At 70.3% G+C, this 22,054-nt stretch carries 19 protein-coding genes; 14 read left to right on the plus strand and 5 right to left on the minus strand.

Translation table 11 applies throughout. The features are described from left to right. Window positions 1–2 precede the first annotated feature (2 nt). Window positions 3–1,790: a DUF1003 domain-containing protein gene (locus G361_RS44830; protein ID WP_036495510.1), complete on the minus strand. Its 1,788-nt coding sequence runs from the start codon at window positions 1,788–1,790 to the stop codon at window positions 3–5. A 268-nt stretch (window positions 1,791–2,058) separates the two neighbouring features. Here G361_RS44830 and G361_RS0125095 point away from each other — a divergent pair, with 268 nt between their 5' ends. Both G361_RS0125095 and G361_RS0125100 read left to right on the plus strand, forming a co-directional pair. Next, window positions 2,059–2,679, plus strand: a complete 621-nt coding sequence (locus G361_RS0125095) for a DUF4232 domain-containing protein (RefSeq protein ID WP_019929870.1) — start codon at window positions 2,059–2,061, stop codon at window positions 2,677–2,679. A 115-nt stretch (window positions 2,680–2,794) separates the two neighbouring features. Continuing rightward, window positions 2,795–3,121, plus strand: coding sequence for a DUF3759 domain-containing protein (locus G361_RS0125100; protein ID WP_019929871.1), 327 nt, complete (start codon window positions 2,795–2,797; stop codon window positions 3,119–3,121). A 104-nt stretch (window positions 3,122–3,225) separates the two neighbouring features. Here the strand turns inward: G361_RS0125100 and G361_RS0125105 are convergent, their stop codons facing one another. Next, window positions 3,226–3,711 (minus strand): carboxymuconolactone decarboxylase family protein, encoded by a 486-nt coding sequence (locus G361_RS0125105; RefSeq protein ID WP_019929872.1) that lies wholly within the window; start codon window positions 3,709–3,711, stop codon window positions 3,226–3,228. An 82-nt stretch (window positions 3,712–3,793) separates the two neighbouring features. Here G361_RS0125105 and G361_RS0125110 point away from each other — a divergent pair, with 82 nt between their 5' ends. Both G361_RS0125110 and G361_RS0125115 read left to right on the plus strand, forming a co-directional pair. Beyond that, window positions 3,794–4,759 (plus strand): RNA polymerase sigma-70 factor, encoded by a 966-nt coding sequence (locus G361_RS0125110; RefSeq protein ID WP_081635570.1) that lies wholly within the window; start codon window positions 3,794–3,796, stop codon window positions 4,757–4,759. Between the two features lie 66 nt (window positions 4,760–4,825). Further along, on the plus strand, window positions 4,826–5,038 hold the full coding sequence (locus G361_RS0125115; RefSeq protein WP_019929874.1) for an EF-hand domain-containing protein: 213 nt from the start codon (window positions 4,826–4,828) through the stop codon (window positions 5,036–5,038). A gap of 46 nt (window positions 5,039–5,084) precedes the next feature. Here G361_RS0125115 and G361_RS0125120 read toward each other — a convergent pair whose 3' ends face one another. Next, the gene (locus G361_RS0125120; RefSeq protein ID WP_036495512.1) at window positions 5,085–6,026 is read right to left on the minus strand and encodes a TauD/TfdA family dioxygenase; all 942 of its coding nucleotides are present in this window, start codon (window positions 6,024–6,026) and stop codon (window positions 5,085–5,087) included. 227 nt (window positions 6,027–6,253) lie between these two features. On the opposite strand from G361_RS0125120, the gene G361_RS0125125 reads away from it, so the two are divergent. The 3 genes from G361_RS0125125 to G361_RS0125135 all read left to right on the plus strand — a co-directional run bounded on the left by G361_RS0125125 (window position 6,254) and on the right by G361_RS0125135 (window position 9,573). After that, window positions 6,254–7,261 carry an LLM class flavin-dependent oxidoreductase gene (locus G361_RS0125125; RefSeq protein WP_019929876.1) on the plus strand — a complete coding sequence of 336 codons (1,008 nt, stop codon included), beginning with the start codon at window positions 6,254–6,256 and terminating at the stop codon, window positions 7,259–7,261. Between the two features lie 99 nt (window positions 7,262–7,360). Then, entirely contained in the window at window positions 7,361–7,810 is a 450-nt protein-coding gene (locus G361_RS44835) for a hypothetical protein (protein WP_155981772.1), read from the plus strand. Beyond that, the gene (locus tag G361_RS0125135; protein ID WP_019929878.1) at window positions 7,807–9,573 is read left to right on the plus strand and encodes a serine/threonine-protein kinase; all 1,767 of its coding nucleotides are present in this window, start codon (window positions 7,807–7,809) and stop codon (window positions 9,571–9,573) included. Before G361_RS44835 ends, G361_RS0125135 begins: the two co-directional genes overlap by 4 nt. Before the next feature lie 33 nt (window positions 9,574–9,606). On the opposite strand, the gene G361_RS0125140 is transcribed toward G361_RS0125135, so the two are convergent. Further along, entirely contained in the window at window positions 9,607–10,608 is a 1,002-nt protein-coding gene (locus G361_RS0125140) for a hypothetical protein (RefSeq protein WP_155981773.1), read from the minus strand. Between the two features lie 378 nt (window positions 10,609–10,986). On the opposite strand from G361_RS0125140, the gene G361_RS44840 reads away from it, so the two are divergent. From G361_RS44840 to G361_RS51650, 3 genes are all read left to right on the plus strand, one after another. Then, window positions 10,987–13,722: an S-layer family protein gene (locus G361_RS44840; RefSeq protein ID WP_081635572.1), complete on the plus strand. Its 2,736-nt coding sequence runs from the start codon at window positions 10,987–10,989 to the stop codon at window positions 13,720–13,722. A 186-nt stretch (window positions 13,723–13,908) separates the two neighbouring features. Next, entirely contained in the window at window positions 13,909–15,630 is a 1,722-nt protein-coding gene (locus tag G361_RS0125150) for a serine/threonine-protein kinase (RefSeq protein WP_019929881.1), read from the plus strand. 53 nt (window positions 15,631–15,683) lie between these two features. After that, on the plus strand, window positions 15,684–16,826 hold the full coding sequence (locus tag G361_RS51650) for a BTAD domain-containing putative transcriptional regulator (protein WP_019929882.1): 1,143 nt from the start codon (window positions 15,684–15,686) through the stop codon (window positions 16,824–16,826). A 1-nt stretch (window position 16,827) separates the two neighbouring features. On the opposite strand, the gene G361_RS0125160 is transcribed toward G361_RS51650, so the two are convergent. Continuing rightward, complete coding sequence (locus tag G361_RS0125160; protein ID WP_019929883.1) at window positions 16,828–17,553, minus strand: GntR family transcriptional regulator; 726 nt, start codon at window positions 17,551–17,553, stop codon at window positions 16,828–16,830. Window positions 17,554–17,651: 98 nt separating this feature from the next. On the opposite strand from G361_RS0125160, the gene G361_RS0125165 reads away from it, so the two are divergent. The 4 genes from G361_RS0125165 to G361_RS0125180 all read left to right on the plus strand — a co-directional run bounded on the left by G361_RS0125165 (window position 17,652) and on the right by G361_RS0125180 (window position 21,779). Then, window positions 17,652–18,767 (plus strand): TIGR03364 family FAD-dependent oxidoreductase, encoded by a 1,116-nt coding sequence (locus G361_RS0125165; RefSeq protein WP_026343482.1) that lies wholly within the window; start codon window positions 17,652–17,654, stop codon window positions 18,765–18,767. A gap of 11 nt (window positions 18,768–18,778) precedes the next feature. Next, on the plus strand, window positions 18,779–19,453 hold the full coding sequence (locus G361_RS0125170) for a phosphonatase-like hydrolase (RefSeq protein ID WP_026343483.1): 675 nt from the start codon (window positions 18,779–18,781) through the stop codon (window positions 19,451–19,453). A gap of 71 nt (window positions 19,454–19,524) precedes the next feature. Beyond that, on the plus strand, window positions 19,525–20,580 hold the full coding sequence (locus G361_RS0125175; RefSeq protein ID WP_036495733.1) for a 2-aminoethylphosphonate ABC transporter substrate-binding protein: 1,056 nt from the start codon (window positions 19,525–19,527) through the stop codon (window positions 20,578–20,580). A 23-nt stretch (window positions 20,581–20,603) separates the two neighbouring features. After that, window positions 20,604–21,779: an ABC transporter ATP-binding protein gene (locus G361_RS0125180; RefSeq protein WP_019929887.1), complete on the plus strand. Its 1,176-nt coding sequence runs from the start codon at window positions 20,604–20,606 to the stop codon at window positions 21,777–21,779. The last annotated feature ends 275 nt before the right edge of the window (window positions 21,780–22,054 follow it).

Raw genomic sequence — 22,054 nt, forward strand, 5'->3', positions numbered from 1 at the left:
GGTCACGGTTCGGCCGTCGCCCCCTCCACCCCGGCCGCCTGCCGGACCGCGGTGAGGGCGAGCGTCTCGCCACCGGCTTCGTGGCGGACCTCGGCGCCGAACAGATTGTCCTCGGTTCCGGCGACCGCGACGGTTTCCGCGATCTCGATCAGCAGGGCACGGAATTCGGTGAGTTCGTCCGGCGCGGCGACCGCGACGATGGCGGTCGCGGCGCGGATCGCCTCCAGCGCCGGACCCTCGTATTCGCCGTAGTGGGTGTCGGCGCGCAGCGTGGTGTCGAAGACCGAGGTGGCGGTCAGTTCGCGCAGGAACCGGCTGGGGTGGGTGAGGCTGACCTGCCGCACGGTGTTGATCAGCGCGGTGATCTCCGCGTAGTCCGCGCCGTCCTCGCCCAGCGCCACCACGATGCCCGCCGCCATCAGCGCGCGATGCAGCGTCGCCCACTGTTCGGTGGTGAAATCGGCCTCGGTGAGCCCGTCGTGGTCGCGGCGGACCACCTGGAAACCGGCGCGCGCCAACATCTCCGGGATCAGGCGGGCCGCCTGCAGATATCTGATCCGGGCCGGATCGGGCAGGTCGTCCCAGGGCAGCGGATACGCGTCGTCGCGGTCGCGGCGGCCGGGCGAGTAGCGTGCCCGCGCCATGGTCTTGGCGGCCATCCGGCGTTCGTATTCGAGCCGGGCCAGCACCCGCACCTCGTCGTCGTCCAGTTCGGTATCGGGCGCGGTGTCGGCGGCGGGCATCATCACGCAGCCGACCACGGTCAGGTTCTCGCCGAGGCGGCGGGCCTGAACACGGTAGGAACGCTTGCGCTCCTCGGGCAGGTCGTCCCAGTCGCGCAGCGTGCCCGCCTCGACGGGCACCCGGCCGGTGGCCATCGAGGCGTGCGCGCGGGCCTGATGTTCGACCCGTTCCTCGGTGGCGTGCACCGCGCGCGCCAATTGTTCGGTCACCTGGGTGGTCATGTAGCCGGTGACGCTGTCGAGGACGCGGTCCTGTGCGGTGAGGCGGGCCTGCATGCGCCGGCATTCGTACAGGACCGCCTCGGCGTCGAGATAGGTCTGCTCGGCGCGGCGGTCGCCGGTCCGGTTCAGCACGTCCTGGCCGACCATGATCACGATCATGAAGATCAGCTGGGCCAGCGTGGACAGGAACGTCATGAACGCGAACGGATACGGATCGAAACGCTGAATTCCCAGTTCCGCCAGCACCATCCACACCGTCTGGGTGCCGGCCGCCAGATAGAACCCCCATACACTGCCCAGCCGCTGGGTCAGCCAGGCCGCGATCCGGTCGTTGAGCCCGATCGCGTGATCACGGGCCTGCGGCGGCGGTTGCACGCGGTGCCGCTCGATCCACGGATGCGGACTCGACTCGAGCAGGCTCACCCCGCGGCTGAGCATCCGATCGTGCCGGTCCAGATGTTCCTGCATCCGCGCCACCTCGGCGAAGATCGCCTCGGTGTTCTCGTAGGTCTGCACCGCCCGCCGGTCGGCGGACACGCTCAGCACCCGCTGGCCGACGAGGATCACCAGGCACAACACCAATTGCACGATGTTGTCGAGGAACAACAGGAACGGGAACGGATAGGGATCCACCCGGTGCAGCGGTCCCCAGACCGCCAGCACCGTCCACCCGCCGAAGATCGTCAGGGCCACGTACAGGGCGGGCATCGAACCCACCCGCTGCGTCAAGGTCGCCGCGATGGCGTCGTTCATCCCGACCCGCTCGGTCACCGCCGGGGCCGGCGGTCGCTGCACCTCCGGGTCGCACACACTGTTCAATTCCACTGTCTTCCTTGCACACCGATCACGAACGCCACACGGCACCCCGGGGCTCCGGCGTATTCCGGCCCCGCTCCTCAGCAAGGGATAACCGGCCCGGCGGTTCGCAATCGCTCGCGCGGCAGGGCAATCGGGAGTTCGGCGGCGTACCTGCGCAACCGGGCCCTTGCCGGTCACCTCGTATCCCCCCGGCCGCGGAACTCGAAGACGGCGTCACGCTCGAGTAGGCTGGCCTCCGTAGTGCGAATCCGTCCGCGCACGAGAGGAATTCGCGATGCCCGGTGGTCGTGTCACCACAGCGGTGTACCTGCTGACCTCGTCGGCGCTGCTGGCCGCCGGTTGTTCGCATGCCGGTGACGGCGCCACCCGGCCGGCCACCGCGGCGCTGTCGGCGCCGCAGGAAGCCGCCCCCGGCAATCGGTGTCAGTCGACGGACCTGCGGATCACTCTCGCCGATCAGCACGATGCGGGCGGCGGTCAGATCCGGCAGAAGATCGATCTCACCTACACCGGAACGCGATCGTGCATCGTGGCGGGCTTCCCGGGCGTGGACCTGCTCGGCGCCACCACCGAGCTGGACATCGCGCCGGACGGCAGCGTCACCGTCCGCGCCGCGGACCCGAATCATCAATGGTCCCTGAGCCGTCAGACCGCCGACTACGCACCCGTCACGCTCGCCCCGCAGGCCACGGCGCATTTCGTCCTGACCTACCTGCCCGGGGATCCGGGCGCGGACCCGAAGACCATGGCCCGCGGGCTGTCCGTGCACGACATCCTCGTCACCGCGCCCGACGACACCGAGCACGCGAAGATCGCCTGGAACGTCACCGTGCTGCTGCAGGACGAGGCGACCCATCCGGGTACGTACGTCGGGCCGGTCCTGCCCGGCGCCTGACCGTTCGAAATACCACGGCGGCAACAGTTTTCGTTCGCTTCCCGGCAGCGGCCGATACCCGACTACAGTGGTGAATCGCGTTGTCCGGACCGCGGACACGGGAAGGTTTGCTGTTATGAGTCTGTTCGGTCTCTTCGATCACGGTGGTGCGCGCGACGCCCACAGCCAGGTGTACGCGGGGGAAGCGCACGAATCCAGTTGGACCCACGAATTGATCGCCGGCGCAGCCGGTTTCGAGGCGATGCGGGCGTTCGAGAAGCACGAGGAGCGCGAGGGCAAGCCGGTTCACCACGAACTGGTGAAGGAACTGCTGGCCGGTTTCGCGGCGGCCGAGGTGGACAAGCTGTTCGAGAGCAAGGGCCTGGACTGGCTCGACCGCGAGCGCGCGAAGGAGCATGCGAAGGAACAGGCGTACGCGCTGTACGACCAGAAGCAGGGCTGAGCCTCCGGTAGCACCGCGGCAGGCGGGGATGTGTGCCCCCGCCTGCCGCGGCCCGGCTCCGGCCCGCGCCGGAACGCACGGCGGCAACTCTTCCGCCGCGACGGTCAGTTCGCCACGGTGTCGAACGTCCCGGCCCGGTAGGAGCCACCCTTGGTCCGTGTGATGACCAGCAGGCGGTTGGCGGCGTTGATCATCGCGACCAGATAGAGCAGGGCGGCGATCTCGTCGTCGCCGTAGTGTTCGCGCACCAGCGCCCAGGTCTCGTCGGAGACACCGGTCGCGGCGTCGGCCAGCCGGGTGCCCTCCTCCGCCAGGGCCAGCGCGGCCTGCTCGGCCTCGGTGAAGACCGTCGATTCGCGCCATGCGGCAACCAGATTGATCCGCACGGCCGGTTCACCGGCGGCCGCGAGTTCCTTGGCGTGCGCGTCGACGCAGTAGCCGCAGCCGTTGATCTGGCTGGCGCGCAACTCGACCAGTTCCACCAGGGATTTCGGCAGCGGCGATTGCATGATCGCCAGGCTGGTGTTCGCGAAGCGCTTGCCGATCCGCGCGCCGAGTTCGTTGGCGTTCAGGTCGAAACGGGGTTCCATGATGTGATCCTCACTTGCAGTTCCGATTCGGACGACCACAGGACGGCGGCCACCGCCCTCCCGTAACGCCGCGGCAACTGTGATGTGGGCCACGGTGATTCCGTGTTACGAAACCTCCGCCGGGAGCGTCCAGTGCACAGTTGCCGTCGAGAGAGAGCAGGAACCCGTGACCCCGGATCTCGCCACCGAAATCTTCGTGGCGCACCGCAATCTGCTGTTCACCGCCGCCTACGAGATGCTCGGGTCGGCCGCCGACGCCGAGGACGTGCTCCAGGAGACCTGGCTGCGCTGGACCCGCGTCGATCTCGGCACCGTGCAGGAACATCGGGCGTATCTGGTCCGGATCACCACGCGCTGCGCGCTCGACCGCCTGCGGACGCTGCGCCGCCGCAAGGAGTCCTACGTCGGCCCGTGGCTGCCCGAACCGCTGCTCACCGCGCCGGACGTCGCCGACGATGTCGAACTCGCCGAACACGTCTCGATGGCGATGCTGCTGGTATTGGAGACCCTGACCCCGATCGAGCGGGCGGTCTTCGTCCTGCGCGAGGTGTTCGACCTGGACTACGAGGAGATCGCCGACGCCGTCGGCCGAACCCCGGCCGCGGTCCGCCAGCTCGCCTATCGGGCGCGCTCGCATATCGCCGCCCGCCGCCCGCGCGGGACCGTCTCGGCTGCCGATACCCGGGGCGCGCTGTCGGCGTTCCGGCAGGCCGTGGACACCGGCGATCTGGGCGGGCTGCTCGAACTCCTCGCCCCCGATGTCGTCTTCCTGGGTGACGGGGGCGGTGTCGCGCAGGCCGCGCCCGTACCCGTCGTCGGCGCGGATGCGGTCGCCGCGCTGCTGGCCGCCACCCTCGGCAACCTGGCCACCCGCTCGCTCGAGTCGGCGCAGGTCAACGGCCACCCCGCGCTCATCCTGCGCCTCGACGGCCGGATCGACACCGTCCTCGCGCTGCGACTCGACGACGGCCTCGTCACCGGCCTCTACTCGGTGCGCAACCCGGACAAGTTCTCCCATCTCCATCGGGAGACGAGTCTGCGCCGCTGACCGCTCCGGATCGCTAGGGTGAAGTCGGTCGCCTCGACCGAGATCATCTGAGTGAGGGAGAGATTCGTGGGCAACCTCGAAGAACAGTTCAGTGCGGCGGACCGGGACGGCGACGGCCGAATCGATATCAAGGAGTACACCGCCTGGAAGGGTACGGTTCTGGGCCGCGCGCTGACCGCCGACGACCTGGACGCAGTCTTCTCGGATTTCGTCGGCGCCGATAAGGACGAGGACGGCACGCTCGCCTTCGACGAGTTCCGGACGATCGCGGGCGAATGACGACCGCCGGGGCCGGTCCGTCGCGGGGCCGGCCCCGTCGCTGCCCTCAGGAACCGTGGAACGCGTCGCCCTGAACCGATTCCGACGAACGGCCGTCGACGCCCCGCGGCACATCGCCCTCGATCGTGACCCGGTAGAGCACGCGGTCCTGGCCGAGATGCCCGGCGTCCGGGATCGCGAGGTGCGAGGTGGCCCGGTTGTCCCAGAACGCGACACTGCCCGGCTGCCAGCGGAATCGGACCGTGTACTCGGTGCGGGTGGCCTCCTCCCACAGCGCGTCGAGCACGTGTCCGCTCAGGCGCGGGCCGAGGCCGCGAATGTTCTTGGCGGAGCGAGTGAATCCCGGGCTGACGTACAGTGCCCGCTCACCGGTCTCCGGATGCACCCGCACCACCGGGTGGAAGGTGCGCAGCGGCTTGCGCGCGATCGTCTCGGCACGCGAACTGCCCTGCGCCGCACGGCTTTCGAAGGTGTGCTCGGCATCGAGCCCGTCCACGAAGGCCCGGACCGGCTCGGGCAGATTCTCGTACGCCGCAACCAGATTGGTCCACGCGGTGTCACCGCCGTGGGTGGGCAGGATGTCGGCCCGCAGGATGGAGAAGGCGGGCGGATTCACCAGCGCGGTGACATCGGTGTGCCAGCTGCTGTCGTACGAGGTGCGCTTGCGGCCGTACTGCACGTCGTAGCGGCGGCTGTCGATCGGCAGGATCTCCGGGAACCCCGCCGGCGGGTTCTCCTCGTACGGATGCGCCGGGGTGACCTTGCCGAATCGGCGCGCGAAGGCGATCTGCTCGGCGTGGCCGATGATCTGGTCGCGGAAGAAGACCACCTTCCAGGTGAGCAGGGCCTGCCGGATCTCCGCCACGACGGCATCGGAGAGTTCCGCGGACAGATCGACACCGGCGATCTCCGCACCGATGTATCCGGCCTGCGGGAGCACCGTGATCGCCGTGTCCGACGAAACCTCTTGGCTCACAACGGTTGTCATATCACTTCACCTGATTTCCGGTTCGGGGGTTCCCGGTCAGGGTAGGTCCGGGCGAGCCCCGGTTCGAGGGTTGCGATCGGTCAGATCGGCTGCGCTGTCGGTGAAGCCGAGCTGAACGACCCGCGTGACGGTACTCGGCGCCTCTCCGAGCGGGCGGAACAAATTCGGACCGCGGTCCGTTTTGTGGGACGATACGAGCTGGTTCACGATCGGATCGAGGCGAGCACATGGAACTGGGACTGACCACCTTCGCCGAACGGCATGCCGTCGGTGATCGGCCCGCGCCGAATGCGGGCGAACGGTTGCGCGAGGTGGTGGCCGAGGCGGTCGCGGCCGAACAGGCCGGACTCGACGTCTACGGCGTCGGCGAACATCATCGGGCGGATTTCGCGGCCTCGGCGCCCGCGATGGTGCTCGCGACGATCGCCGGGCGCACCGAACGCATCCAGCTGACCAGCGCGGTCAGCGTGCTGAGCTCCGACGACCCGGTCCGGTTGTATCAGCAGTTCGCCACCCTGGACCTGCTGTCCAGCGGCCGCGCCGAGCTCATGGCCGGGCGCGGGTCGTTCGTCGAGTCGTTCCCGTTGTTCGGTTTCGACCTCGGCGACTACGACGCGCTGTTCGACGAGAAACTGGCGCTGCTGCTGCGGTTGCGCGCGGACGAGCCGGTGACCTGGTCCGGGCAGTTCCGGGCGCCCCTGCAGGACGCGGTCGTCTACCCGCGCACCGACCGGCCGCTGCCCGTCTGGATCGCCGTCGGCGGCAGTCCGGAGTCCGTGGCGCGCGCGGGCCTGCTGGGCCTGCCGCTGGCGATCGCGATCATCGGTGGGCAGCCGGCCCGGTTCCGGCCGTTGGTGGATCTGTACCACCGCGCCCTCGAGCAGGGCGGGCACGGGCCGCAGCCGATCGCGGTCCACGCGCACGGATACGTCGCCGACACCGAGGAACAGGCGGTCGCCGACTTCTACGCACCGTATGCGGCGGCGATGAGCGGGCTGGGCCGGGAACGGGGGTGGAGTCCGATGACGCCCGCGCAGTTCGACGGGATGCGCGGGCCCGGCGGATCGCTGTTCCTCGGCAATCCCGACCAGGTCGCCGAGAAGATCGCGGACATCCGCGACACGCTCGGCCTGGACCGGTTCATGCTGCATCCCAGCGTCGGCACGCTGCCGCACGACAAGGTGCTGCACACGATCGACCTGCTCGGCAGCAAGGTGGCGCCGCTGCTGCGGTGACGTCGCAACGCGATTCCCGACCCCGCTCGGCAAGTCGCCGGTAAGTTCCCGGAAAGGGTTGCGCGACATGATGTGCGCAACCGAGGGAAAGGCATGATCATGACGGGGAAGTTCACGGCACTGGCGGCAGCTGCCGCGGCGATGGTGACGGCGGCGATCGGGTTCGCCGGGACAGCGGACGCGCATCCCGGTGGGCCGCAGTACTCCTACGACTGGTTCCAGGCGCCGTCGGGCAATATCGCCTGCCAGATCAGCGACGGGACCTCTGTGCGCTGCGACATCCGCGACTATCGGTTCACGCTGCCGCCGCGACCGGCCGGTGGCTGCGGGGTCAGCGGGTACGGGCACGCGGTGACGATGTCGGTCACGGCCGCAGCGCGATTCAGCTGTGCCGGTGACACCGCGCTGGATCCGAACCTGCCGGTGCTGCCGTACGGCACCACCACCGGCGTCGGCGCGGTCGAGTGCTACAGCACCACCGACTACATGTATTGCAGTGCGGGCGACCACTTCCTGCGACTGTCCCAGAACGAGTTCGAACTCCAGTGAATTCCGCCGGGCCGCAACCGGATCCGCAGCAGACCGGATCCTCGTCCACCGGCGGGCGGGCCGCCGCGGCGGATCCGTCGGAGTTGCGGCCCGGTGAACTGTTCGCCGGATATCGCGTCGTGCGCCGGATCGGGGCCGGCGGCATGGGCGTGGTCTATCTGGCCGAACATCCGCGGCTGCCGCGCCGGGACGCGGTGAAGGTCCTCGACCCGGTGCTCGGCCGGGACCGGGAATTCCGCTCCCGATTCCTGCGCGAGGCGGAACTCGCCGCGCGCGTGGACCATTCGAATGTGGTCTCGATCTACGACCGCGGCGCCGAGGGCGATCTGCTGTGGATCGCGATGCGCTACGTCGACGGCGTCGACGCGGCCGAACTGGTGCGCCGCGGCCCGGCGGCGCTGCCACCGCGCCGCGCGCTGCACATCGTGACCGAGGCGGCGCGGGGACTCGACGCCGCGCATCGGGCGGGCCTGCTGCATCGGGATGTGAAGCCCGCCAACATCCTCGTCGCGACCGACGCGGACGGTACGGATACGGTCCGCATCACCGATTTCGGCATCGCCCGGTCCGTCGACGCGAACACCGTGACCAGTACCGGTTCGGTGCTGGCCACCTTCGCCTATGCCTCACCGGAGCAGTTGAGCGGCAACGCACTCGACGCCCGCACCGACGTGTACTCACTGGGCTGCTCGCTGTTCGAGATGCTCACCGGCGCACCACCTTTCGTCCGGCGCTCGCCGATCGCGGCGATGGCCGCACATCTGACCGAGCCGCCGCCCGCCGCATCGGCGGCGAATCCGGCTCTGCCACGGCAACTCGACGCGGTGCTGATCCGCGCGCTGGCCAAACAGCCCGGTGACCGCTACGCCGACTGCGGGTCGCTGGCGGCCGCGGCGACGGCGGCGTTCGAGGCCGGGTCGGCACCGGCGCAGCCGGGGAACGAAGTGCCCGGGATGGCCGGTGACCCGGCGGCCGGTTCCGCGCCGCCTCGGGAGACACGGCCCGGCGCACCGGCCTTCGGACCGGGCCCGCCGCCGTCGACCGGCCCGGGCCGCGCACCTGTCGGAATGCCCGGTGGCACAGCGGGAGACGCCTATCCGCCCGGGGGCCGATGGACCGGCGGCACACCGGTTGTGGCCGGACCGCAGCCGAGTTCCGCTCGCGCGCTGCGGTATTGGGCGATCGGCGCGGCGGCGCTGGTCGTCGCGGCGGTCACGGCGGTGGTGGTGACCCGATCCGGCGGCTCGGAACCCGGTCGGCCCGTGGCGATCACGACCACTGTGGAACCGGCCACCTCCGGCACCGCGGCGCCGGTGTCCTCGGCCGCGACGACGACCTCGGCGGCCGCGGCGTGGGGTGCGGCCGCGTATATCGTCGGCGCGCTGCCGGGTCTGCTGCCCGCAGATCCGGAAGGCAGCGGATACCAGGGCATCCGGTGCGCGTTGAACGACGACCGGGGCACCTGGTTGCAGTGCCAGCCGCCGTCGTCGAGCGGCTTCTACGTGAACATCCACTGCGATCCCGGCAAGCGGCCGATCACCTATTCGCCGGATACCTACGGCGTCGGCAATATTCACGAGGAACGCTGGACCCGGCCGTCGGGCACCGGTTCGGTGCGCTGGACCAGCGATTCGACCGCCGGATACGGCCTGCTCTACGTCGCTTTCGACGATCCGGGCCGCAACTTCTGCATCGTCGGCGCCTCCGGCGGCACCGGCGGCCAGGACGTGTACGACAACTGGTGGCGGGCCGCACCGCTGTAGTCCGGGCCGCCGCGGCACATCCGAAGGCCGCGTTCAAGATTCCGATTCGGTCAACAGGTATTCCAAGTGGACCGTATCATCGGAGCCTGTGCCGACCCCGACCACCGCGACGAACTCGCGATCGCCGACCCGCTGCTGGAGCGGAGCCCAGGAGCCGGCCAGATACCGGCTCGTCCCGGCGGTACCGCGGGGCCCCAGGCCCGCACAGAACATCCAGTACCGGTCGGGGTGCAGATCCGGGCTCGGTCGCACCCGCGCGATGACGCCGATATCGTGGTCGCCGTTCGCGGTGTACCGGCTACCGTCCGCCAATTCCACCTCCGCGGAACGGGAACTGCCCTCGGCGCCGACGTTGACCGCGAACAGTGGACGATCGGCATCTTCGACATACCTTTGTGCGCAGTCGTTGCCCAGCAGCCCGAAGCTGAGATAAGGGCGATCGCTGTGCGCGGCGACATACCGGTCGCTGCGAATATCGATCGGAATTCCGGTGCAGCGCTGAAACGCGGTGAACACGTCGAACAATCCGCGAGTTTCCGGCTCCGGCAGGGCCGTCAGCACATCCGAGTGGCGATCGGCCGCGAATGCGCGCGACTTCCGCGAGAACCCCCACCGATGCGATGACTCGGCCGCCCTGAATGTGTGCGCGGACTCGAGCGGTAGCTCGACGGTCGGGTACACGAGCGTAATCCCGCTGGTGATCACTTCGGCCCCGAGAAATTCCCCGAGCTCGATGTCCGGCGCGGGCACACCCGACGCACGCACCCGTGCGGTAATCGTCGCGGCATCTGCCGTCTGAAACAATCGCTCGACCGTCCAGCCGGGAAACATCCTGACCAGTACCCGGCAGTGGTAGTCGCGGGGCAGTCCCACCATCCGGCCCGAAAACCACTGGTAGAACTGCGTCTTGGCCGGACCGTACCCGGGCGGTACCGGCGGGTCGAGTTGCGCGGCGCATCTGTCGTAGGCAGCCAGAAAATCCGAATGGTTCGTGAGATGCCGTTCCGCCAGCAGCATCCTCAGCACGGTAGCCATCGAAAGACCTCCTTATCCCGCCACCCACCGCCACGGCGACGCGACCGGACCGACAGACCACAGCCCGGACGAGCCACCGATGATTTCCCCTGCCTCGGCCGGTCGCCCGGCCGACCGGTGTCCCGATCGATCCATTAACCCCTGCACACCTTTTACGGGGCAACGTGTCCCCGATCCGTTTTCGTTCGTTTTCACATTACCGCCGGGCCGATCGAGCGTACCGCCGAACAGCGAAGTCGAAAACGAACGAAAGCGAACCGGCAGACATATTGCCGGGCCACCGATCTCGGAGCGTTACTGGAAGCAGCGGGCCCGCTGACACGCCGGACGACCGGCAGCACGTAATCACTGTCACATCAGCACGAGGAGCCAGCACCAATGCCTACCATCACATCTCTCTCACCGACCTCCGGGCCCGCGGCGGGAGGTACCGGTGTCACGATCACCGGTACCGGGTTCATCGGAACTCTCTCGGTGCAGTTCGGTATTCTCCCGGCGATTTCCATCGTCAATTCCGCCACGCAGATCACGGCCATCGCCCCGCCGGGCCTGCCGGGTACCGTGCAGGTCACCGTCATCGGCCTCACGGGGATCAGCAACAGCGTTCCCTACACCTACGTCGCGGCTCCCGTCCTGACCCGGATCGCTCCCCGTTCCGGGCCCGTGACCGGCGGTACGACGGTCGTGCTCACCGGGACGGCCCTGACGGGTGCGACCGCGGTGAATTTCGGTGGGACACCGGCAACTTCGTTCACGGTCAACTCCGCGACGCAGATCACGGCCGTGACGCCCGCCGGTACGGCGGGCACCGTGCCGGTCACCGTCACCACTCCCGGCGGCACCAGCAATCCCGTCGGCTACACCTTCGTCGCGGTGCCGACCCTGACGACCGTGGTCCCGAACGACGGGCCCGTGACCGGTGGCACGACCGTAATCCTCACCGGGACAGCGTTGACGGGTGCGACGGCGGTGAATTTCGGTGCGACACCGGCGGCCTCGTTCACGGTCAACTCCCCCACCCGGATCACCGCCGTATCCCCGGCCGGAGTGGCCGGTTCGGTGCCGGTCACCGTCACCACCGCCGGTGGCACCAGCAACGGAATTCCGTTCACCTACTTCGCGGTTCCCACCCTCACCGCCGTCACCCCCGCCGCGGGGCCGCTGGCGGGCGGCATCACGGTCACCCTGACCGGCACTGCCCTGACCGGCGCGACCGCGGTGAATTTCGGTGCCGCACCGGCGGCTTCGTTCACCGTCGACTCCCCCACCCAGATCACCGCCGTCGCACCCGCGGGGTCGGTCGGGACCGTCCTGGTCACCGTCACCACGCCGGGGGGCACGAGCAACGGAGTCCCGTTCACCTACACCGCGATTCCCACGCTGATCGCCATCGCGCCGCAGACGGGACCGGTCACCGGCGGAACCACCGTCGTCCTGACCGGGACGGCCCTGACCGGCGCGACCGCGGTGAGTTTCGGTGGCACGCCCGCGACGTCGTTCACCGTCGACTCCCCTACCCAGATCACCGCCGTCGCACCCGCGGGCGCGGCGGGAACGGTGTCGGTCACCGTCACCACCGCCGGTGGCACCAGTAACGGAGTCCCGTTCACCTACATCGCGGTTCCCACCCTGACCGCAGTCGCGCCCAACTCGGGACCGGTCACCGGCGGAACCACGGTGGTCCTCACCGGAACCGGCCTCACCGGCGCCACCGCGGTCGCCTTCGGAGCCACACCCGCGGCCTCCTTCACCGTGAATTCCGCGACCCAGATCACGGCGGTCACAGCCGCCGGGATCGCCGGTACGGTACCGGTCACCGTCACCACCGCGGGCGGCACGAGCAACGGGATCCCGTTCACCTACGCCGCGATTCCCACCCTCGTCACCGTCGCACCCCCCGCGGGACCGGTCACCGGCGGAACCACCGTGGTCCTCACCGGAACCGGCCTCACCGGCGCCACCGCGGTCACGTTCGGAGCCACACCCGCGGCCTCGTTCACCGTGAACTCGGCCACCCAGATCACCGCCGTCACCCCGGCGGGCGCGGCGGGCACGGTACCGGTCACGGTCACCACCGCGGGCGGCACCAGCAACAGTGTCGTCTTCACCTACGTGGTGGTCCCCACCCTGACCACCGTCACCCCCACCGCGGGACCGGTGATCGGCGGAACCACGGTGACCCTGACCGGGACGGGTCTGACCGGGGCCACCTCGGTGAATTTCGGTGCCACACCGGCGACCTCGTTCCTGGTGGACTCGGCGACCCAGATCACCGCGATCGCACCCGCCGGGGCCGCCGGGACGGTATCGGTCACGGTCACCACCGGGGGTGGCACCAGCAACGGAGTCCCGTTCACCTACACCGCGATTCCCACCCTGACCGCGATCAGCCCGTCCACCGGCCCGGTCTCGGGCGGAACGACGGTGGTACTGACCGGGACGGCCCTGACCGGCGCGACCGCAGTGAGTTTCGGTGCCACACCGGCGGCTTCGTTCACCGTCGACTCGGCGACCCAGATCACGGCGGTCACCCCCGCCGGGGTCGCGGGCACGGTTCTGGTCACCGTCACCACGGTGGGTGGTACCGGTAACGGCGTCGCCTTCACCTATGCCGCGGTACCCACCCTGATCACGGCGGTCCCGAATGTGGGACCGGTGACCGGCGGGACGGTCGTCGTGCTGACCGGAACCGGCCTGACCGGCGCCACGGCGGTGAATTTCGGTGCCACACCGGCGGCTTCGTTCGCGGTCGACTCGCCCACCCTGATCACGGCGATCGCTCCCGCCGGAGCGGCCGGAACGGTGTTGGTCACGGTCACCACCGGGGGTGGCACCAGCAACGGAGTCGCGTTCACCTACGTCGCGATTCCCACGCTGACCTCGATCACGCCCAGCACGGGGCCGGCGGCCGGGGGGACCACGGTCACACTGACCGGGACCGGCCTGACCGGCGCGACCGCGGTGAATTTCGGTGCCGCACCGGCGGCCTCGTTCACCGTGAATTCCGCGACCCAGATCACGGCGGTCACCCCCGTCGGGGCCGTCGGCCCGGCGCTGGTCACCGTCACCACCCCGGGCGGAACCGTCGACGGGATCGTGTTCACCTACGCCTGATCCGCGCGGCACGGCCGGGCCGCCGGTGGGCACCACGCCCGCCGGCGGCCCGGCACCCGGCCACAGCTGCCACCCACCGGCTCCGCGTTCTGATCCGCGGTCCGGCACAGCCGATTCGGGTGGTGACTCGACGCCCGCCCGCGTTCCGCGCGAGAATCGGTGGGTATGCCGAGGGAGTCGCCGGACGTGAATGACCAGAATGCCACGCAGCGAGCGGGTTCCGGGGCACCGGAACCCACCTCGGGCCGGGTGGTCGCCGGATATCGGATCGAGCGGGTGCTCGGCGCGGGCGGCAGCGGGACGGTCTATCTGGCGCGGCATCCCCGATTGCCGCGCTCGGTCGCCCTGAAGGTGTTGCACCGCGCGGACTCCGGATTCCGCGAGCGCTTCGAGCGCGAGGCCGACCTGGCGGCCCGGATCGACCATCCGAACGTCATCGAGATCTACGACCGGGGTGAGGCCGACGGGACACCGTGGATCGCACTGCGATACGTCGCGGGCCCGGATGTGGCACGGCTCGTCGCGCAGGGCCCCCTGCCGCCGCCGCGGGCCGTGGCGCTCCTGGCCGGCGCCGCGGCCGGACTCGACGCGGCGCATCGCCACGGCCTGGTCCATCGGGATGTGAAGCCCGCCAATCTGCTGGTCGGTTCCGACGGCGGCGCCGACCATCTCGTGGTCACCGATTTCGGGATCGCCCGCTCCGGCGACCTCACCTCGCTCACCGCGTCCGGAACCCTGGTCGCCACACTGGCGTACGCGGCCCCGGAACAACTGCTCGGCGATGCGGTCGACCATCGGGCCGACATCTATTCACTGGGCTGCACCTTCTACGAGATGCTCACCGGCACCGTCCCGTTCGCGCGAGCGTCGGCGGCGGACACGGTACGCGCCCACCTCAACGACCCACCGCCGCAACCGTCCCGGACCCGTCCCGGATTACCCGAGGCATTCGACACGGTGATCGCGACCGCCCTGGCCAAGGATCCCGCCGACCGCTACGACACCTGCGCCGCCCTCGCATCGGCGGCCCGGCAGGCGCTGGACACGATCCCGGCCCGACCACCCACGGGCCCGAACCCGTACGGGCAGAACGTAATTCCACCCTACGGCGCCACCGCCGTTCCCTCGCGGATCGATACTCCCGTACCGCCGGGACCCGTTGCGGGCACATCGTTTCCGCACCGGCCGCCGGCACCGAGCACACCCGGCCGAGGGTGGCCGCCACCCGGCGGATCAATGCCCGTCGAACCGTTTCGGTCACCATCCGGCCCCATCCCCGAGCGCCCAGCCGCCCGCCGGAACCTCTGGGTAGCCGGTGCGGCGGCGATCGTCGTGGTGGTCGCCGCGGCGATCGCGACCGCGACCCTGCTCCCCGGCCGGACGGAACACCCGATCGCCACCACCACCCCCACGCCCACGCCGTCCCCCGCCGTCACCACGACGACCGCTCCGGCCACGAGCACCCGCCCGGCAGTGACCGCCTGGGGGCGGGACAACGATCTGGTGGCCCTGTTCCCCGGATTGCTGCCCACCGCACCGGATCTGCCGGGCTATCAGGGGGCACAGTGCAGCGACACCGACGTGCTGAACAACGGAAGCGCGCCGGCCGTCGAGTGCAAGCAGGACAACGGACTGGAATGGACCGTGTGGTCGTTCCGCCGCGGAGATCCCCGGCGCGACAGCACCTTCCAGACCAACCTGCACGACGCGTCCGTCGTGGAACAACCGTGGTCACGCCCGTCGGGGACCGGCCGGATCCGGACCGGGTACTACTCCGGCGGCAACCTCGGCTGGGCCACCATCGAATTCGACGATCCCGCACGCGCCTGGGTGGTCATCGACCTCCAGTGGGGTTCGCACCCGGGCACCGATATCGCCGACCAGTGGTGGACTCCCGCCCCACTCTGATCCGGTGCGGCACCCGCGGATGATTCGGCGTTCGGCGGTGGCATTCTGATGGTATGGGTGTCGAGCGGCCGATGCCGGTGGTGGATGTTTCGGTGTTGGGGCCGGTGGGGGTGTCGGTCGGGGGAACGGCGGTCGCGGTCGGCGGGCCGCGACGGCAGGCGGTGATCGCGCGGTTGCTCGTGGATCGGCGCGCGGTGGTGGCGGCGGACGCGCTCGCCGATGCCGTCTGGGACGGCGCTCCGCCCGATGCGGGCAACGCGAATCTGCATGTGCTGGTGTCGAAGTTACGGCGGGCACTGGGTGCGGCGGGGGCGGATCGGGGTGAGGTGTTGCGGACCGTGCCGCCCGGATATGTGCTCGCGGTGGCCGAGAACGGTTGTGACATCGGTCGTTTCGACGCGCTGCGCCGGACGGGGCAGGATGCGGCGGCGGGTGCGGCGCACGAGCGGGCGGCGGAGGCGTTCGCTGCCGCGCTGGCGCAGTGGCGGGGAGAGGCGTTCGCGAGCGTGCGGGGGATCGGTTATTTCGACGGGCTCGCGCGGGTGCTGGGGGACTCGCGCAACGAGACTCGGTCGGCGCTGGTCGATTCGCGGCTGGCCACCGGGCGGTGCGCGGAGGTGGTGGCCGATCTCCAGGTGCTGTTGCGGGAGGATCCGTATGCCGAACAGCATTGGTCGCGACTGATTCTCGCACAGGCGGCGAGCGGGCGGACCGCGGCGGCGCTGGAGAGCTGCCGGCGCATGCGCGAGATGTTCGCGGCGGAACTGGGGGTCGAGCCGGGGGCCGCGGTCGTCGAACTGGAGCGGCGGGTGCGGGCGGGGACGGCCGGGCCGGCGGCGGTGCCGGGGTTGCGCACCACGATCGGGACGGCGCCCGCGGGAGCGCGCCGCGGGCGGATGCGGCGGCTACCGGACGGGGCGGTCTTCCCGGTCGGGCCGCGGGGGCTGCGGATCGGGCGGGCCCCCGACAACGATCTGGTGCTGGGCAGCGAGGACGTCAGCCGGTATCACGCGGAGATCCTGTTCTCCCGGGTCGGGCCGGTGATCCGGGATCGCGGCTCGCTCAACCTGACCCGGGTGCGCGGCGCCGATCTGCCGCGCGGCGCGACGGAACTGCTCGACCACGGCGACGAGATCGAGATATGCGGCGCCACTTTCGTTTTCGAGCTGGATTCGCCGATCCCGCAGCGGCAGTGACCTATTCGCGCAGGACCGCCTCGAAGGCGATGCGGTCGCCGCGGTAGAGGGAGCGGACCCGCTCGAGGGGGGCGCCGGCGCTGTCGGTGGTGTGCCGGTGCAGCAACAACATCGGCAGGGCGGTGGTGCATTCCAGCAGGGCGGCCTCGCGCGGGGTGGCGAGCACCGTCTCGAGGCGTTCGGTGGCGGCGGCGAAGGTCACGCCGGCGGCGTGCATGGCGGCGTACAGGGAGGTCGTGGGGTCGTAGTCGGTGCGCAGACCGCCGAATCGGTCGAGGCGCAGGAAGGTGCTCTCCAGGCCGATCCGCTCCCCGTCGGCGAGCAGGATCCGCTCCAGATGCATGACGGGACTGCCGGGGGCGAGGCCGAGCGCGGCGCCGGTGTCGGCGTCGGCGGGGACGTCGTCCCAGGACACCAGCAGGCGGCCCGGAATCCGGCCGTGACCGAGCGCGGCCTCGGTGTAGGAGCGCAGCGACAGGGGTTGCAGCATCTTCGGCCGCGAGACCACGGTGCCCCGGCCCTGCCGGCGAATCCGGCCCGCCACCAACAGTTCTCGCAGCGCCTGCCGGACCGTCTCGCGGGCCACCTCGAAGCGGGCGGCGAGGTCGCGCTCCGACGGCACCGGATCGCCCTCGGCCAGTTCGCCGAGGATGGCCTCGATCTCGGTACGCACCCGGTACGTCTTGGGCACCCGGTGTCCGGTGTCGGCCACCTGCATCGCGTCCATGGCGGACAGCCTACCAATTATTGGTCTATACCAATTATTTACCCGGCGTTTCCACGGGCCACACTCAACGGTCTAGACCATTGCCCATGATTCTGGGCATGCGTTTGGTAGTCATCGGAGGTGGCATTCTCGGCACCGCGCACGCCCTGGCCGCGATCCGCCGCGGCCACGAGGTCGTCCAGCTCGAGCGCGAGGTCGAGGCCCGGGGCGCCACGGTCCGCAACTTCGGCCTGGTCTGGGTGTCCGGCCGCAGCGCCGCCGAACTGGAGCTCACCCTCCGCTCCCGGCAGCTGTGGGAGGAGATCGGCGGACAGGTGCCCGGCGTCGGATTCCGCCCGAGCGGCTCGATCACGCTGGTACGCACCGATGCCGAACTCGCCGTGGCCGAGGCGGCCGCCGCCGCACCGGATGCCGCCGCCCGCGGCTTCGAACTGCTCGACCCCGACCGGGTGCGCACACACAATCCCGCACTGCGCGGCAAATACCTTGCCGGACTGTACTGTTCGGCCGACGCCGCGGTCGAGTCCCGTCAGGCCCTGCCCGCGCTGCGCGCCTATCTGACGGCCACGGGCCGCTACACCTTCCACGCCGGCGCGGAGGCGCGCGGGGTCGGCGGCGGCACCGTCACCGACGACCGCGGCCGCCGCTTCGACGCGGATCTGGTGCTGGTCTGCCCGGGTGCGGCGCACGGCGGGCTGACCCGAGAACTGGTCGGCGACCTCCCGGTGCGCCGGGTGCGGTTGCAGATGATGCAGACCGCGCCGCTGGGCGAGCCGCTGCCCACCGCCGTCGCGGACGGCGACAGCTTCCGCTACTACCCCGCCTTCGCCGGCCCGGACCTGGACCGGCTGAATCGCGAAGAGGCGCAACCGTTCACCGCGGCCCGGCACCGGATGCAGCTGCTCTGCGTCCAACGGCTGCACGGCGGGCTCACCCTCGGCGACACCCACGAATACGACGAGCCGTTCGCCTTCGACGTGGACGAGGCGCCGTACGAACATCTCACCGCGGTCGCGGAGGAACTGCTGGGCCGCAAGCTGCCACAGGTGGTGCGGCGCTGGGCCGGCGTCTACAGCCAGAGCATCGACCCCGCCGCCCTGGTCACCCGCGCTCGCGCCGACGACCACACCTGGGTGATCACCGGCCCCGGCGGCCGCGGGATGACCCTCGGCCCCGCACTCGGCGAGGAAACCGCCGACCTGCTCGGACTGTGAAGGGAGAACCGTTGTCCGAGAATCGGATCCAGCTCGCGGTGCTGGACATGGCAGGCACCACGATCGCCGACGACGGCTTGGTGCTGCGGGCCTTCGCGGCCGCCGCCGACGCCGCGGGCATCCCCGCCACCGGGCCCGAGCGCGAAGCCGCCGACCGGTACGTGACCGAGACCATGGGGCAGTCCAAGATCAGCGTGTTCCGCGCGCTGCTCGGCGACGACGATCGGGCACAGCGGGCCAACCTGGCGTTCGAGACCGCCTACGAGGAGTTCGCCGCCGCCGCGCGGCCGATTCCCGGTGCGGCGGAGGCGATCACGCGACTGCGCACCGCCGGGGTGAAGGTGGCGCTCACCACCGGGTTCAGCCCGCGCACCCGGGACCGGCTGCTGGACGCGGTGGGCTGGCGCGAACTGGCCGATCTGACGCTGTCCCCCGCCGACGCCGGCCGCGGCCGCCCCCACCCCGACCTGGTGCTGACCGCGGTGCTGCGGTTGCGCATCGATGCGGTGGATCGGGTTGCCGTACTGGGCGATACCGCCAGCGATATCGGCACCGGCCTGGCCGCCGGCGCCCGGATCGTCGCCGGCGCCCGCACCGGCGCGCACACCGAGCAGCAGTTGCGGGCGGCCGGCGCGACCCATGTGGTGCCCTCGGTCGCCGAATTCGCCGAGCTGGTGCTCGCCTGAACCCGCTCCCGATGTCCCCCGTCCCTCCCACTCACGTTCCGAACGATACGAAAGTTGCAGTCATCGTGCGCATTTCGACTCAACGACTGGTACGCACCGCACTGGTCCTGGCCTCGGCGACGGCGGTCGCGGTCGCCGCGGCCGCCTGCGGCGGCACCGGCTCGAGCTCCGGCGGCGACAAGACCGTCACCGTCTACTCGGCCGACGGCCTGGGCGACTGGTACAAGACCCAGTTCGCGAAATTCAAGGACCAGACCGGCATTTCGGTGAACGAGGTGGAGGCCGGCTCCGGCGAGGTGGTCAACCGGGTGGACAAGGAACAGTCCAACCCGCAGGCCGATATCGTCGTCACCCTCCCGCCGTTCATCCAGAAGGCCGCGAAATCCGGCCTGCTGCAGGACAGTGGCGTGGACACCGGCGTCGTCGCCGATGCCGACAAGGATCCGGGCGGCAAGTACGTGACCCTGGCCGGGAACTATCTCTGCTTCATCGCCAACCCGCGAGTCGCCAACTCCGACAAGCTGACCTGGGACGATCTGCTGAAGCCCGACTACAAGGGCAAGGTGCAGTACTCGACCCCCGGCCAGGCCGGTGACGGCACCGCGGTGCTGGTGCTGCTGCAGCAGCTGTACGGCAAGCAGGGCGCGCTGGACTATCTGGCCAAATTGCAGCCCAACAACGTCGGCCCGTCCTCCTCGACCGGCAAGTTGCAGCCCAAGGTCGACAACGGCGAACTGCTGATCGCCAACGGCGATGTGCAGATGAACCTGCAGCAGATCAAGGACAAGGGCGCGAAGTTCAACGTGTTCTTCCCGGCCACCGCCGACGGCAAGCACTCCACCGTGGCGGTGCCCTACGTGATGGGTATGGCCAAGGGCGCACCGCACAAGGACGCGGCGAAGAAGCTGATGGAGTACCTGCTCTCGGCCGACGTGCAGAAGACCCTCGGCCCGGACGCCGTCGCGGTGCCGGTCCGCAAGGATCTGAAGGACGCCCCGGCGCCGGCGGGCACCATCTCCCCCGCGGGCTATGTGAAGGACGTCACGGTGATCAACCCGGACTGGACCAAGGTCCTCACCGATCTCGACGGCGACGTCGCCGCGTATCAGAAGGCCACCGGTAGCTGATCGGAAGACACAGGAGCGCAACCATGTCCACGCCCAGGGCAGTCACCGCCGCGACCGGCTCCGCCACCGCGGCGGCCGATTCCACCGACACCCCCGCGATCGTGTTCGATCGGGTCGGTGTCAGTTACGGCCGGGGCCGCAAGGTCACCGTCGCACTGGCCGAGTTCTCCCTTCGCGTCGCGGCCGGGGAAACGGTTGCGCTCCTGGGCCCCAGCGGATCCGGCAAGTCGACCGCGTTGCGGGCGCTCGCCGGATTCGTCCGCCCCACCACCGGCCGGGTCCGGCTGGCCGGGCGGGACGTCACCGACCGGTCCCCCGCCGAACGCGGCATCGGGGTGGTGGTGCAGTCCTACGCGCTGTTCCCGCACATGCGGGTGCACGACAACGTCGCCTTCGGCCTTCGCTCACATCGGGTGCCGCGCAAGGAGATCGGCGCGCGGGTCACCGAGGCGCTGGCGATGGTCGGCATGACCGAGTACGCGCGGCGGCTGCCGCGGGAACTGTCCGGCGGGCAACAGCAGCGGGTCGCGATCGCCCGCGCCCTGGCCATCCGCCCCAAGGTGCTGCTGCTGGACGAGCCGCTGGCCGCGCTGGACGCCCAGCTGCGGCAGAGCATGCTCACCGAATTGCAACAGTTGCGAAAGGCGTTGCCGGACACCGCGATGCTGTACGTCACCCACGATCAGGCCGAGGCGCTGGCGCTGGCCGACCGGATCGCGGTGATGCGCGACTCCCGCCTGGTCGACGTCGATACCGCCGAGAACCTGTGGCGCCGCCCGCCCAGTTCGTTCACCGCGGCCTTCCTCGGCGGCGCGAATCTGCTGCCGGGCCTGGTGAAACACGTCTCCGGCACCGCGGCCTTCGTCGCCGTCGGCGAACTCACGCTACGCGCCGAGGCGCCGAAACCCGGTGTCGGCCAGCTGGAATGGAAACCCGACGACGACGGCATGCTGTGCGTCCGGCCGCACACGGTACGCCTGTGCCCGCTCGGTGAGCAGGAGGCGTTGCGCGCCACCGTGATCTCCGGCGTCTGGCGCGGCGCCACCACCCGGCTGCTGCTCGACGTCGACGGTCTGCCCGTCGACCTCACCACCGACCTGCCCGGACAGATCGACACCGCCCCCGGCACCGTGGTCGGCGTACGACTGCCCGACCCGGCGGGTGTCCTCATCCCCGCCGCCGTGGGGAACGCGGCATGAGTTCCGATCCCGGCGGTGAGACCCGTTGCCACGAGGGCTTTTTCGCCCCGCGCGGTCCGCTCCCGACCCGGCCGCGGTCCCCTCGCGGCCGGTACTCGCCGAGTCCGGACCCGGTGGTGCCGCCCGGCGCCACCTGCTCCGCGGCCGCGTACCCGGCCCATGAGGGGGGCCGGGTACCGGTCGCGGACATCGGCCGTGCAGCGGTCGCGGACATCGACCATGCGACGGTCGCGGACATCGGCCGTACGGCGGGCGCGGGCGTCGGCCATGCAGCG

Source organism: Nocardia sp. BMG111209 (assembly GCF_000381925.1).
Classification (GTDB): domain Bacteria; phylum Actinomycetota; class Actinomycetes; order Mycobacteriales; family Mycobacteriaceae; genus Nocardia.